The 14302-nt window shown below is 50.4% G+C and carries 13 protein-coding genes; 4 read left to right on the top strand and 9 right to left on the bottom strand.

From position 1 onward, the window contains the following. The first annotated feature begins 269 nt into the window (after positions 1-269). The gene (locus CAFE_RS01145) at positions 270-677 is read left to right on the top strand and encodes a phage holin family protein (protein ID WP_083210032.1); all 408 of its coding nucleotides are present in this window, start codon (positions 270-272) and stop codon (positions 675-677) included. A gap of 62 nt (positions 678-739) precedes the next feature. On the opposite strand, the gene CAFE_RS01140 is transcribed toward CAFE_RS01145, so the two are convergent. Further along, entirely contained in the window at positions 740-1066 is a 327-nt protein-coding gene (locus CAFE_RS01140) for a FlxA-like family protein (RefSeq protein ID WP_166525038.1), read from the bottom strand. Positions 1067-2175: 1109 nt separating this feature from the next. Here CAFE_RS01140 and CAFE_RS01135 point away from each other — a divergent pair. Further along, the gene (locus tag CAFE_RS01135) at positions 2176-2565 is read left to right on the top strand and encodes a hypothetical protein (protein ID WP_233452660.1); all 390 of its coding nucleotides are present in this window, start codon (positions 2176-2178) and stop codon (positions 2563-2565) included. Positions 2566-2647: 82 nt separating this feature from the next. Here CAFE_RS01135 and CAFE_RS01130 read toward each other — a convergent pair whose 3' ends face one another. Both CAFE_RS01130 and CAFE_RS01125 read right to left on the bottom strand, forming a co-directional pair. Beyond that, positions 2648-4279: a hypothetical protein gene (locus tag CAFE_RS01130; RefSeq protein WP_066644754.1), complete on the bottom strand. Its 1632-nt coding sequence runs from the start codon at positions 4277-4279 to the stop codon at positions 2648-2650. Positions 4280-4690: 411 nt separating this feature from the next. Next, entirely contained in the window at positions 4691-5686 is a 996-nt protein-coding gene (locus CAFE_RS01125; protein WP_156989562.1) for a choloylglycine hydrolase family protein, read from the bottom strand. A gap of 201 nt (positions 5687-5887) precedes the next feature. On the opposite strand from CAFE_RS01125, the gene CAFE_RS01120 reads away from it, so the two are divergent. Together CAFE_RS01120 and CAFE_RS01115 are read left to right on the top strand one after the other, a co-directional pair. Next, on the top strand, positions 5888-6403 hold the full coding sequence (locus CAFE_RS01120; RefSeq protein WP_407926832.1) for a superoxide dismutase family protein: 516 nt from the start codon (positions 5888-5890) through the stop codon (positions 6401-6403). 95 nt (positions 6404-6498) lie between these two features. Next, positions 6499-6819 (top strand): hypothetical protein, encoded by a 321-nt coding sequence (locus tag CAFE_RS01115; RefSeq protein WP_156989561.1) that lies wholly within the window; start codon positions 6499-6501, stop codon positions 6817-6819. A gap of 161 nt (positions 6820-6980) precedes the next feature. On the opposite strand, the gene CAFE_RS01110 is transcribed toward CAFE_RS01115, so the two are convergent. From CAFE_RS01110 to CAFE_RS01085, 6 genes are all read right to left on the bottom strand, one after another. Next, positions 6981-8171 carry an electron transfer flavoprotein subunit alpha gene (locus CAFE_RS01110; RefSeq protein WP_066644750.1) on the bottom strand — a complete coding sequence of 397 codons (1191 nt, stop codon included), beginning with the start codon at positions 8169-8171 and terminating at the stop codon, positions 6981-6983. 7 nt (positions 8172-8178) lie between these two features. Continuing rightward, the gene (gene etfB, locus CAFE_RS01105; protein ID WP_156989560.1) at positions 8179-8976 is read right to left on the bottom strand and encodes an electron transfer flavoprotein subunit beta; all 798 of its coding nucleotides are present in this window, start codon (positions 8974-8976) and stop codon (positions 8179-8181) included. 19 nt (positions 8977-8995) lie between these two features. Next, positions 8996-10144, bottom strand: a complete 1149-nt coding sequence (locus tag CAFE_RS01100; RefSeq protein WP_066644746.1) for an acyl-CoA dehydrogenase family protein — start codon at positions 10142-10144, stop codon at positions 8996-8998. Beyond that, positions 10108-11769, bottom strand: a complete 1662-nt coding sequence (locus CAFE_RS01095; RefSeq protein ID WP_156989559.1) for a class I adenylate-forming enzyme family protein — start codon at positions 11767-11769, stop codon at positions 10108-10110. The genes CAFE_RS01100 and CAFE_RS01095 overlap by 37 nt, the downstream gene beginning before the upstream one ends. Before the next feature lie 85 nt (positions 11770-11854). Further along, positions 11855-13099: a CaiB/BaiF CoA transferase family protein gene (locus CAFE_RS01090; RefSeq protein WP_066644742.1), complete on the bottom strand. Its 1245-nt coding sequence runs from the start codon at positions 13097-13099 to the stop codon at positions 11855-11857. Positions 13100-13125: 26 nt separating this feature from the next. Beyond that, positions 13126-14292 carry a YkvI family membrane protein gene (locus tag CAFE_RS01085; protein ID WP_066644736.1) on the bottom strand — a complete coding sequence of 389 codons (1167 nt, stop codon included), beginning with the start codon at positions 14290-14292 and terminating at the stop codon, positions 13126-13128. Positions 14293-14302 lie beyond the last annotated feature (10 nt).

The following is a 14302-nucleotide window of genomic DNA, read 5'->3' as shown; positions in this document are numbered from 1 at the left end:
CTCTATATGCTGGCAATGGCAGGTCGAAGTTTCAGTGAGACCTGACAAGGGAGAAGTGCGCCCATTTCCGCAAAAGTGGAAATAAATTCAGGAGTATAGCGTCGAAATTCGACGTAATCATTCAGTTGGAACGCCTCTTGAATCCCTTTTCGCTGAATTCCTCTTCCTGCGCCATTTGTTCAGAGGTTCCCTAAAAGTCAGCATAAAATTTACCGCTAATATCTTTGATAAAAACAGGATTACTAATATTGTGAAAGGAGGTGATACTCATGGCGCATCAAGGTCATGCCGTTCACACGCACTATGCCGGAACCGACCAAAATGAGTCCGATACGCAAACATCTTTTTCTTTTGGCAGATGGCTGGGAAAATTGGCCGTAATGGTGATTGTTTTATTCCTGGTTTCATTTTTCACTCCCGGCTTTTCCATTGTAGGTCTTTGGTCGTTTCTGATTGCCGCGATTGTAATCAGCCTGCTGGATTATCTGGTGGAGAGCGTTATGAAAACCGACGCTTCCCCATTTGGAAAAGGACTAAAAGGATTTTTGCTGACCGCCGTCATTTTATACGCGGCCCAGTTTGCTGTTCCGAATATGAATGTCACAATTCTGGGCGCTGTCTTAGGCGCAGTCGCAATCGGTATTCTTGACGCCTTCATTCCAACACGGGTAATGTAAAAGACTTCATAATTGAATCATATAGAAATCCCCCGCCGGCCAATAAACCGACGGGGGATCGATTATGCAAAGGTATCTAACAAACTGTTTTCCGTGGCACTTGCCGTTTTGATGTTTGCAGCTGCCGACTGCCCGGAGGATTCCGGCGATTTCTGCTGATTTTCAATCTGCAGAATCTGCCGTTCGATCTGTGAAATCTGCTGCTGAATTAGAGCCTCCTGCTGCTGAACCAGTTTGGCATTCTCACCGGATGAGTCTTTCTGCAAAGTCTCCAGTTTCTCCTGCAGTTTCTTTTCCTGTTTCTCCAACTGGGAAATCTGGCTGGAGGAGTTGCTGTCCACGCCCGCAGAATAGGCAGCGGTTGTCCCTGAAACCGCCGAAATAGCCATGGCCATCATACCCTTTCTTTTTTATCTATTTATTCTATCGGCAGAAACCAAACAAATTTTAGGTGAGAACGGTGACAGTATGATGAATTTTACGGGCACATTCCCATGTCTCTGTCGATCAAAGCGTTCATATAGGCACTCAGGCTCATCCCCAGCAAGCCGGCGCGCGCCTCTTTTTCAGAATTCTTTTCTCCAGAAGGTATTCGGCCCGCGGAAACAATCTTTGTTTCCGCATTCAAATTCCAATTAGCCAGATTGACAAGCCTGTAATCGGACGCATAGGATATAGCAGTTTACACGAAAGGTGGTACTGCATCATGTGCTGCTGGCTGATTCCCTTTTTGGCTTTTTGCTGCTGCGGCTGCGGCCGCGGTTGTTGCTGCCGTTGCCGTAAATTCTAACAGAAAAACACAGCGCGCTTGACCGGACACGTGTCAAATTTTTTAAGTCGGTTACGCCCTCTGATCTAGAGGACTACATTCTTTTCACCGCCACCCCCAACCGGGTGGCCTTTTGATGTGATCCTTTTCTCATATAATCTTTATGATTTTTTTTGCTCTGTTCCCATTCATTCGGTATCATACACACGTGTTGTGAGACTGGGAGGTGGAATAAAACGAAGAAGCGTTTTTCGGCATTTGCGGCTCCATCCTTCGGGTTGGGGCCGCTTTTTTTGAAAATCCCCTGAATTCTTTGTTTCGGCGCTTCTTTCATCACTCTGTGTCGCAGAATTCTTGCTCCGCGAATAAAATGTGGGTAAGGAGATGCAAATTATGCCAAGAAGATACGATCGGCCGTTCTGTCGTTGGTGGCCAATCTTTCCCTGGTGCCCCAGGCGTCCGTATCCCCCAAGGCCTCCACGTCCGCCCGGACCGCCAAGACCTCCCGGACCCCCTCCGCCCGGGCCACCGCCCAGACGTCCGCGATAATCGAAAGCTCAGAGCAGCAAAAGCTCTTTCATTAGCATGCAAAACCTTGTTATGGGCCGGCGTGTTAAAAGCGCCGGCCCAAATTATCTCTTTTAAAGTATTTTAAATCAGAAAAAAGTCTTGCATTTTGTTCCCAAAATGATAAAATATATGTATAAATTATGAATGATGGGTGTCTATATGAAAGTAGCAAAACTGATTATTGGGATTGTGTCGATTGTCCTGTCTTTATTTGTACTGTTCCAATCGTGCGCAGCCGGGGTCGGGAACGCGATTGCCGCGAATGGGGAATCCAGCGGGTCCTCAGGATTATTCCTGGCAATCTGTCTGCTGGTCGCCGGAATCGTCGGAATCGTTGCCAGAAGCAGCAAGGGCGGCACGATCGCGACCACCGTGATTTACGCGATCGGCGGAATTGTGGGAATTTCCAATGTTGGTACATATCAGGATCTGATGATTTGGTCCGTTCTTTCTTTCATTTTCGCAGTTGTGTTCCTGGTTTCCGTTTTTGTCGGGCAAACGTACCCAGTAAAGGAAAAGGCATTGAAGGAAGAAACAAAGCAGGAGTAACACATTTCACAACTGAACAAAGTATAAAAACGGCTCCGGTACTGTGTGAAACAGTGCCGGAGCCGTTTTTCGATTCATCCTCTTACTTCTGCGTATATTCAAGATTGTCAAAGGTTGAGAGGCTGATCACTCCTCGGTCCGCCTTGATATAGGTGATCTTTACTCCGTCGCCCTCCCTTGTCAGCGGCAATTCCTGACTGATGTCCGCAACCGCGGTAAAGATCTTGTCAGGCTGTTCTTTTAGAATCATGGAATAAACCGTATTTTCCCCCACGATCTGAGACGATATTCTGTCGATCGTTCCCTGCAGATTCTGTTCCTGGTCTCCGGTATCAATGGAGGAACTTCCGCTTACATTCTTAACGACCGACTGATAATTGGAAATCGCGGAACCGATCGTCTCTCCGGTTCCGACGCTCGTATAATCGGTGACGGAAACGAAGGCGTACTGCTTAATGAGTCCCCCGTCGTCCTTCAGCGTCATAAAATAAGCCGGGCGGCCGTCCACATTGGTAATCAGCGGGAAGGAAGCACGGTAGTGCATATTTTGCACCTTTCCTTCCGCCGACTGCTGCGCCGCGTATTCTGTCGCACCGCTGATCTGATACCGGTACGGCGTCTTTGTCACCATATCGACCATGATAAAACCCGTGGTGCTTTCATCGGCCCCGACGCTGGTCAGGCCGGTGTACAAATAGCATCTTCCATTATTATAGACAATCGCGTTTCCTTCGGAAGTCTCAAATTTATCTTTGTTCGAAAAATTGAATAACCCATGAATATAGTTTCCCCGGTTATTGATCTGCGTCATGACAAAATCGACCGGCTGCACACGGTCCACCCAGCCGGGAATATCGCCGATGCCGTATTTTTCGCTTTTTCCGGTGGCGGCATCAATAATAATCGCGCCGTCGGCTTCCGGAAGGCTGTACCCTGCCAGATATTTATAAGTTGTAACGACCCAATAGGGTTTTCCCTCATCATTGATTTCAAAGGAATAATCGGTCAGCCCGGTAAAAAGCCCGCCGGAAAAACGTACATGCCGCTGCAGATTATCAAGGAGATACGCATTTGGCTGGTACTTGATCGCATAGCTGTCCACATAGTCCACATCTTTTGGATTCGTCGCCGAAACCAAAATGTACCCCGGCGTACCGCCGGAATTGCTGATCCACTTAAAAAAGCCAGAATGCAGCAGGGGCACCGCCCACACCAGTTTATTATTGACCTTTTGAATAGTAGGCTCCCCCAGAGCAACCTGACTGCCGAGAGATGGCTTTTCACCCAGCTTTTTGTCGGCAAGCAGAGAAGCCAGACTTTTATCGACCACAGGAAGCTGTGAAATATCGATCGCCTGAACATCGGAAGAAAACACCCTGTTCTCCGGTTCCGGCATCTGGTTTTTGTATTGATCCACATGAAAAAGCACGCTGGAAAACAAACTTACAAGAATAAAAATCACCCAGGGAGCCGCCGCCGCGATGAAAAAAACGCGTCCCTTTTTCAGGTCGGAAAATTCGATATTGGTTTGCCGCGTAAATTTGCGCACGCCGGATTTCCAAAACCACAGAAACAGTGAAACTGCGGTTATGAGAAAGCCCCAAAAGCTGAGCCCTTCCCGATAAAGCGGATTGAGATTCGGCGCATCGGCAAAAATAAACGCGCCAAGCAACAAGATCAGAAACAGTGGGATCAGTATTTTCGACTTCTTCATAACATATTTCCTTTCAGATAATCTCTGATTTTAATTAGATTATACCACATTTTGAAACTTATCCCAACCGTATGGGTCACATCGGGCGGCTGTATTCAAAATTTCTTAACTGTTTTCTCCATCTATTTTCATTTCTTCTTAACGGCTCCTTAACAACATGCCGGTATAATTAAAACCGTCAAAGCAAAACAAAATCACTGCAGCATGGTCGGCGGCATGATCGGAACACCGAACCGCAGGCCCGCAGACAAACCACAAGTCCCTCAGATTGAGGATTTTCATAAACTTTTTTCATAACACTCCTCCCCAAAAGCCGCCTTCGGGCGGCTTTTCTATGCGGAGAAACAGGCGGACCCGAAAGCCGGTACCGTGGGCCTTCGGGGGCGGCGGGTTTGTCTGCGCGCGCAGTTTTCAAGAAATTTTATGAAAGGAAACCGGACGCGCCAAATCTCCCAGGCAGACCGGTTTTTTGCTGTATCCGCTGCGGTCCCACAGGCTTGCGCACGCAATCTCGCTGTTGTCATAAGTCCTAAAAAAATACTCGCATGTTTTTGTGTTGATAAAAGCAGTATATTTTGTATCGTCACAGTCGCCTTTCGCCGTTTCGACCACTCCTCTGGGAATTGTGACATTTTCCATGAGATGAAAACAGGTGATTACCGCCTCGGTGTCGCCGGAAGGGATTTCAACATGCGTTTTTTGATACGCCGTTCTCACAAACCGCTCCGGGGAGGTATCGCCTCCCGGCAGCGGCACGGTTCCTCCCGCCTGACCGAACGGCCTGAGCGGAACTTCTCCCCAGAAAACCTCTTCCTCCTGCCGCGGAGCCGCCGTCATATAATTTCTGAGGTTTGTCATATGCCATGGAAAATCCGGGCTGTTGGTCAAAACCCCGATGGGATTTCGATACAGTTTGATTCCCTGCTCCGTCGATTCGATGACAACGCTTTTCCCGCTTCGGTCGGTTGCAATCCAGTGCAGCGGGGCAACGCTCTGTGTGATCGGGTCCGGAACGCCAAACAGAGAAATTTGCCGCAAGAGCCCGTCTAATTCGTCTATCGATCCGCATTTTCCCAAAATATAATGGAGAAAATCAAGCGCCGCAACGGGTTCCTTCTGTTCTTTGGTCACTTTTTCCTGATATTTTGCATATCCCGGAAAATACAATACCGCCGAAGCAAACCCTCTTTCATTGACTCCGTCAAAAAAGCCCAGCATTTCATCACTTTCCTGACCGATTGCGATAAAGCTGTAAGAATCGCTGTACATGTTCCCGTTCAAAACATTGTGCCAAACGTAATTCTTGGGGATGATATAGGTCTTCGGTTCGATCGGGTAAGAAAAGTCCATGGTGCGCCCAAAAAAATTGACTCCCTGCTTAGACTGAAACGTGATTGCCGTACACATCTTTCAAAACATCCTTTCCCATCAGCGAAATTTACCGGCAAGCGGTACTGTACCGCCCTCCGCCTTATACCATAAAATATGGAAGTCTTTTAAAAATATGTCGGCGCTTGAAAACCTTCGTCTCCGAAAAACGGCTGGTTGCTCAGGCAGTACATTGGCAATTAATTTCCATGTGCATAAAATAGTCCAGGAGGTGGTACCTTGCTTTCAGAACACCAAATGAATCTGAGACTTTTTCAAAATACCCTGCGAAGGATTCCCAATGCCCGCGCCATGATAAACGGCAGCCCCGATTATCCCGATCTCCGCGGCTTTGTCTCCTTTTATCAGACTTCGGACGGAGTTTATCTGATCGCCCAGGTTCATGGGCTCCCAACAGGGACACAGGCGTGCTCTCCCGACATCTACGGATTCCATATTCACGAGGGCAAATCCTGTACGGGAAACGCCGAAGACCCTTTCGCCGACACGGACGGTCATTATAATCCAAACGGCTGTCCGCATCCCGCACATGCGGGCGATCTTCCTCCGTTGTTCGGCAACCGGGGATACGCTTTCATGGCGTTTTTCACCGACAGATTTACCGTGAATGAAGTCGTCGGGCGAACTGTGATCGTTCACGCGGCTCCGGATGATTTCACAACGCAGCCATCCGGGAATTCCGGTGCCAAAATAGCGTGCGGTAAAATCATGCCGACGGGCATCTTATACCGCTGACCGACTTTGCGTAAAAACCGCCAAATCATCCCTTTTCAGCCGTACTCCCCGCTTGTGGAATGCGGATTGAAATACAAAATAAACGGGGATTTATTATGAAAAGTACTTTCAATGTTACATTGCAGACACCCATCGGACCCCAAAGAGGCGTGCTGGCCATGGAAGAGGAACGAGGGATTTTAAGCGGCTCCATTCGGGCCATGGGAAGCACCAGCTTTTTTAAAAACGGCAAAATTGATTTTAATGCCTTTGAATTTTCAGGCGTTCTTAGCATGGGCTTTTTTTGCACAAAATATCAAGTGAAGGGAACCCTGTCAGGAAATGCGCTTGCAGCGGTGGCAACGACCGGCTACGGCAACTTTCAGATATCCGGAACGCGGGTAACGGGCGCCGCGTCAGCTTCGCCGACGCCCTGACTTTACAGCAGACGGTCAAACCCGGAAAACTGGATTGCCCGCCAGAACAGAAAAAGCGGCCGGAAAAGAATTTTTTCCGCCGCTTTTTATTTGAATTCTCCGAATTCGTTACTTCATTCCCATTTTGAAAGACCGGGATATGGACCGGCCCCGCATTTATTTTAACACGGCACGTTTTCAAGTTCTTCCAGAATGGCCGGAATCACCTTATACAGATCGCCAACAATGCAGAAATCAGCAATATCGAAAATCGGCGCGCTTTCATTGGTATTGATTGCGACAATCAGCCCGGATTTTTGCATTCCGGCCACATGCTGAATGGCACCGGAAATACCGCAGGCAAAATAAATTTTCGGCTTCACAGTCGTTCCGGTCTGTCCAACCTGATAGGCGTGATCAATCCAGCCGGCATCAACCGCAGCTCTTGACGCCGCTATGGTCCCGCCGAGCTTTTCCGCAAATTTTTTGAGGAGTTCGAATCCCTCCGGATTTCCCAGCCCCATTCCTCCCGAAACAATGATCTCAGCGTCGGTCAGGGACACCGCCTCTTTGACGGATTTAACAACCTCCAGCACCTTTGTGCGAATATCGCCCTCATGGAATCCGATCCTCAAACGAATCAGCTCTCCGGCTCTGCCGGCAGTCCTTGTAGCTTTCTCCATAACGCCCGGGCGAACCGTCGACATCTGCGGCCTGTGGTTCGGGCAAACAATCGTCGCCATCAGATTGCCGCCGAACGCGGGGCGGGTCTGCATGATCCCCTTGGTCTCCGGGTTAATTTCAAGCTTTGTACAGTCAGCCGTCAGTCCGGTTCCGCAGCGGACCGCAAGGCAGGGACCCAGGTCGCGGCCGATATGTGTCGCACCAAGCAGAACAATTTCAGGTTTATAGGTTTCAATCGCCTCGTAAATCGCCTTGGTATAGGCATCGGTCGTATATTGTTTAAGCTCCGGTGCATCGGCGTAATAGACCTTGTCGGCGCCGTACTCAAAGAGTTCGCTCACGAGCGGTTCCACACCGGAACCGCAAAGAACCGCGCAAAGTTCGCAGCCCACGGCTTTGGCAAGCTTGGCTCCCTCGCCCAGCAGTTCAACCGCCACCTGCATCAGCTTTCCGTCTCTCTGCTCGGCAAAAACCCATACGCCGTGATAGGTACTCAAATCTTTTGCGGCCTTTTTGTCTTCCGTCTTCTTGATCGCCTGAAACGGGCAAACTTCGACGCACTGGCCGCAGCCTGTGCAGGCCGGACCAATCACGGCAATTCTGTTCTCCATCGTAATTGCCTGAAACGGACAACTTTTCACGCATTTCGTGCAGCCTTTGCACTGATCCTTTAATACAACAACTGCCATGTTGTTCTCACCCTTCTTTTTTTAATAGATGCTTTTCGTTCAGCTTGGAAACAAGTACCGCCGCTATCTCGCCGACGGAACCCGAAAGCATTTCGCCCTTGCCCTTCTGCGGCGGTGTAAAGGAGCGGAAAACCTGTGTTGGGGAGGCGTTCAGTCCGCAGTCCTTCGGGTCAAGTTCAACCTGATCATGTCCCCAAACCGTAATTTCCTTTTGATATGCGTCAACAATCGCCCCGACCGACATATACCTGGGTTCGTTCAGCTCTTTCACGCAGGTAAGAAGGCATGGGGTTTGAACCTCAATAATCTCATACCCGTCTTCCATCTGCCTCTGAACGGTCACTTTTCCCGTTTCAGCCTTGATGTCCTTTACATAGGTAACAACCGGCACGTTCAAACGCTGCGCGACCTGGGGGCCAACCTGCGCGGTGTCGCCGTCAATGGCCTGGCGCCCTGCAAAAACGAGGTCGACATTCCCGACTTTTTTAATTCCCGCCGCAATTGTTGTGGAAGTGGCACAGGTGTCCGCTCCGCCGAACGCACGGTCGCTGAGCAGATACGCCTCGTCCGCACCCATCGCAAGGCATTCTCTGAGCATATAAGTTGCCTGCGGGGGGCCCATGGTGAGAACGGCAATCTTCGTGTCCGGGTCTTTGTCCTTAAGCTGAAGCGCGGCTTCCAGCGCATTTGCGTCGTCCGGATTCAGGATGCTGGGAACACCCTCGCGGATCAGGGTTCCCTTGACCGGATCAATTTTAACCTCATTCGTATCCGGAACCTGTTTTACACAAACTAATATTTTCATGCCTTAAGCTTCTCCCTTCTTACTTTTTCAGCAGCTGCTTGCTGATGACAATCTGCTGAACCTGACTGCTTCCTTCATAAATGGTAAACACGCGGCAGTCGCGGTACATCCGCTCTACCTTATAATCCTTGATAAATCCGTATCCGCCGTGAATCTGAACGGCGCAGGCCGCGATTTCGTTGCACACCTCGGAGGCAAAATACTTTGCCATCGACGCATTGAGTGTCGTATCCTGTTTGGTATCCAGAAGGTACGCAGCCTTATAGGTCAGCTGCTTTGCGGCCTCCAGCTTTGTGGCCATATTGGCGATCATGAAACCGATGGCCTGAAAGTCGGCAATCCGCTGCCCAAACTGTTTTCTTTCCTTTGCGTATTTTATGGTCTCGTCCAGGCAGCCCTGTGCGATGCCGATTGACTGAGCCGCCACGCCCAAACGGCCGGTATTCAGCGTCTTCATGGCGATTTTGAATCCCTCGCCCTCTTCGCCCAAACGGTCCGTTTCCGGAACGATCGCATTCTCCAGAATAATATCAGAGGTCGCGCAGCCGATGATGCCCATCTTGTCTTCCGGCTTGCCGCAGCTGACGCCCGGGCCTTTCATATCAACGACAAACGCCGAAATGCCCTTGTTGCCCTTTTTCATGTCGGTCTTTGCAAAAATAACCGCATAGTCGGAAAGCGGGGCCATTGTGATAAAACATTTGCGCCCGTTCAGCACATAATGGTCGCCCTCCTTTACGGCGGAGGTCACCATGCCGCTCGCGTCGGAGCCCGCGCCCGGTTCGGTCAGAGCGAATGCCAGTTTTTTCTTGCCGGTTACCACCGGTGTCAGATATTTCGCTTTCTGTTCCTCATTGCCGGCGAGAAGCAGCGGTCCGCCTGAAAGGGAGTTCGGGGTCGACACGTAGATGCTCGCCACGCCCGAAACTCTCGCGATTTCCTCCATGACCAGAACATAAGAACGGGCGTCCGCCCCCTGGCCGCCATATTCCTTCGGTATTTTGATTCCGAAAAATCCCGCCGCGGCCATTTTGTCAAGAATTTCCTCTGGGAATTCCCCTGTTTCCTCCACCTTGTCAAGAATTTCCTTCGTCAGTTCCTTTTCCGCAAATTCGCGGGCCAGTTTCCTGATTAGCTCATGTTGCTCCGTAAAATACGCGTCTGCCATATTTGTGCTTCCTCCTTTTTTTCTTTTGCTGCCTGTTCAGCCAGCACAGCCGCCTGTTTCCTTATTTTTTCCAACTGAATTTTTCCACTTGCGTTGAAAGGAAAAGATTTGAATTCGAATACATAGGAAGGCATTTTATATTGGGAAAGTTTTTTATCTAAATAACGGAACAGTCCGTTCCTGTCAACTTGACATCCCTGTTTGGGAATGATGCACGCCGCTATGGCCTCCTGCATCACTTTGTCGGGCACACCAACCACTTTGACCTGCTCCACCCAGTCAAGCGCGCGAATCGCCCGCTCGATTTCGCGCGGAGATATATTTTCGCCGCCGCGGATAATCATCTCTTTCAGCCTGCCGGTAACATGGAGTTCCCCGTCGGAATCGAAATGGCCGATATCCCCCGTTTTCAGCCAGCCGTCCGCCGTAAAGGCTTCTCTGTTCGCCTGCGGAAGATGATAGTAACCCTCCATCACATTGTAGCCTTTGACCTGAATTTCACCGTCTTTGTCCAATTTCTCGACGGTTCCATTCGAAACGGAACAAATGCGAACGCTGACAAAGTCAATCGGCTTTCCCGCAGAAGCGCTTTTCTTTCCCTGGGGATCGTTCCAATCCGCAATCGTCACACAGGGGGAGGTTTCCGTCTGGCCGTACGAAGGCTGAAGATGAAGCGATGGAAACCGTTCACAGATTTCATTGTAATCCTCCGGCGTAATCGGCGACCCGGCGATAATTCCGGAATTCAGGAAAGGCGCAGTTCTTCCCCGCCCGTTTGAACTCCGGATAAGCGCGAGAAACATACTTGGCACGCCGTTCAGGATTGTGCAGCGCTGATTCTCAATCGCGTCCCATACGACTCCGGTCCGGAAGCAGGGAATCAGATACATACCCGCACCGCAGATTACACAGGCCAGAATGCCGACCGTCAGGCCGAAGCAATGGAACATCGGCACAGTAATGCACATCTTATCCCGTCCGCTCCATTGCATCGCTTCTGACACCGCGGCGGCATTGTTGACCAGGCTGTAATGGCTGAGAAGCACTCCTTTGGGAACAAGAGTGGTTCCAGAGGTGAAAATCATGCAGGCCGTGTCTTGCGGCCGGATTTTTTTCTTCGCTTCCTGAAGCTCGGCGAAGGCCTTTTGCCCATGCGTCGCGTCGGCATACCTACTCCCGGCGGAATTCATTCCGTCTTTAACCTGATCCATTGAAACGAAACGCCTGATGTTCGGCGTTTTTTCCCTGATTCTTTCAATCATGTCCCGATAGGATGTTGTCTTGTAACCTTCTCCGTAATACAGGACCTCTACATTTGCATAATTCAGAACCTGCGTAATTTCGTCATCCTGAAAACAGGTATTTAACAGCACGGGCACGGCTCCCGTTTTCACCAGCGCAAAAAACGTTACGACCCACTCCGGGCTGTTGACGCTCCAGATGCCAACATGCACCCCAGTGCCGATTCCGTTTCTTTTCATCTGTGCCGCCAAAAGATCGGAAAACAGGTCAAGCTGACGATAGGTACAGCTCCACCCGCCCGTTTCAACAGCCGTCTTTTCGCCGTCGGCGCCTGCCCGTTCCGCCAAACATTCAATTATCGTCTTATGAACCAGTTTCATCATTGCATCCCCGGTAATTCCGTAATATCAACTGAAAGAACCGCAGCCGAAACCGGTGCCGGTCCGGTTGCAGTCCCTTTGATTGAAATCAGTTCGACTTTTTCTCGTCCTTCCAAACATACAGAGTGCCGGATTCCATCAGATTCTGAACCTGCTTTTCGTCATATCCGATGTCTTTCAGAATTTCCGGCCCCTGTTCGCCGATCATCGGGCCTCTGCGATAGTCCGGCACACCCATCTGCTGGAATTTCACCGGAAGTCTCACCAGCCTTCTGGTATTTCCAGTGGAATAGCGCATGTCGTAGAAGCAGTTATTCGCCTCGGCCTGCTTGTCCTCCCGGATTTCCATCCAATTTTTCGCAAGCGCGAACGGAACGTCGGCAGAGGCGAGAATCCGCGTCCATTCCTCAACGGTCTTCCGGCTGAACGCTTCCATGACAATGTCGTAAACCTCGGAAGTAAGGCCCTTTTTCTGACAAGTCAGAATCGGGAAATAATTTTCGTTTTCGACAAGGTCCTCCCGTCCGATCGCCTTCATAAAGGCTTTGTAATAGGTGTTGTAATCCGGCATGCAAGTCTGGATGAACCGGTCGTCTTTTGTCCTCCATGCAGCGTTAAACGGATTGGCGGCCTTTCTGACATCGATGGGATACTGCTGTGCGATTCCTTCGTAATTTGACGCCTGAATCATCATGCCCATGTTGAAAACGGCACTTTCAAACAGGGAAGTTTCCACCTTTTCTCCAACGCCCGTTGTTTTCGCCTGATACAGAGCCGCCAGAATTCCCGCGGCAAGGTTCATGCCGACATTGTGGTCGCCAAGGCCCGGCACCACGTTCATCGGCACGGTGCCCTTCTGGCGCAGCGAATCCAGATAGCCTCCCCTTGAAAAGAATGCGGTAAAATCAAAGCCCGGAAGGTCTTTGTCGGGACCGTATTCACCATAGCCGGTGCAGATTGCATAGACAAGCTTGGGATACTTTTGCTTCAGGCTTTCATAATCAAGGCCCGCGCGTTCCAGCGCCTGAACCCGCCAGTTGGTAATGAGGACATCCGCCGTTTCAAGCAGTTTTAAAAACGCCTCTTTGCCCGCCGGGTCCTTCATATTCAGGGAAATGCAGCGTTTGTTGCCGTTTTCCAAATCCCATGTGGTGTTTTCGTACATATCCAGCGGTCTTCCCTCGGAAGGCGCCGTGTATCTCAGGGGGTCCCCCTTTGCCGATTCGATTTTGATGACGTCTGCGCCGAGGTCAGCCATAAATCTGCCCGCCGTAGCGGCGGCGATAAAGGTGGCAAGCTCAATGACGCGGACTCCTTGCAATGGTTTGCTCATTTTTTCGGTCTCTCCTTTTATCTTGATTAATTCTTTTTGAATTCAGAATCGATTTTCCCCGCCCTGGTCAGGAACATATGGATCAGGAACGGAATCAGGACGACAAAAATGGTCAAATAGCCGAGGTACCCATATCCGACGGCAACCAGCGGAATCAGTCCGAACTGTGCGATTGCAAAGGTCAGCAGAGTAAACAGAATCGCAATCGTCATCGTGCGCTGTGTGCTTTTCTTTCCCGATTCTTCCGGAGAGGCGTCTTTTTTGTTCCACGCGGTTACAAAACGCTTGACAACGCCGGCGATCATATTGACGGCGGTTGATACGGAGCCGAGAATAATCAGGATTGAAATGATCGGCGTCAGGACCGCTGCGCCGACGCCTGTTGTAACCATCAGCAGCGTCGGAACCTTCGCTGTCGCAAGATCCGGATTTTTAACAACCGCCAGCATGCCGAGCGTACAGATGAAAATAATTCCCGCATTAACGATAAAGCCGTAAATCATGGAAGTCTTTGCTACCTTTTCGTTTTCAAACGGCTCTGCATGCTGCATCAAAAGGCCGATGGAAGCCAACTGGAACGCTCCGTACAACAGACATTTCCATAAAGCGGGGGCAACCGGCGCGGGGGCAACCGACAGTTGGCCGATGTTAGCCGAAATAGTGCCCCACTGAGCGATGATGTTAGGGATATAGACAACCAGAAGACCGACTATGATCGCCACGGAAATGGTGGAAGCCGCAGCTCTGACAATATCCGTGCCGAAGATCGTCAGCACAAAGATAACCGCCCCGATGACAAGTGTGCAGAGCAGGTAGGGGATGCCGGTCAGTGCCTCAAGCGTGGAGCCTCCCGTCGCGAAAGCGACCGCGGAAGCGAGGCAGATTGTTACGATGTAAACCACTTCATAGAGATTTGAGAAAACCGTTTTCGTTCCTTTTCCCAGATCGCCATAGAAGGTGTCGGTAAACGTGCGGTAATCATAGGTGTTGTGCCGTTTCGCATAGCGCAGCCCGTACCACTGGAAGAACGCGCCGAAAGCCTGCGCCAGAATCGGTGTGACGAGGGTCCAGATTCCAAACTGTACAAAATAGGTAAGCAGCTGCGCCCCCGAAGCAAATCCGCCGCCGAACTGCGTGGTAAACCACACGAACGCTACCCCGATCGCAACAGGCATTTTGTTCTTGTTAATCATGACATTTTCC

It is taken from the genome of Caproicibacter fermentans, from assembly GCF_009746625.1.
Taxonomy (GTDB): Bacteria; Bacillota; Clostridia; order Oscillospirales; family Acutalibacteraceae; genus Caproicibacter; species Caproicibacter fermentans.
Note: the sequence above shows the minus strand (reverse complement) of the source record. Positions and strands in the feature narration are given on the sequence as shown.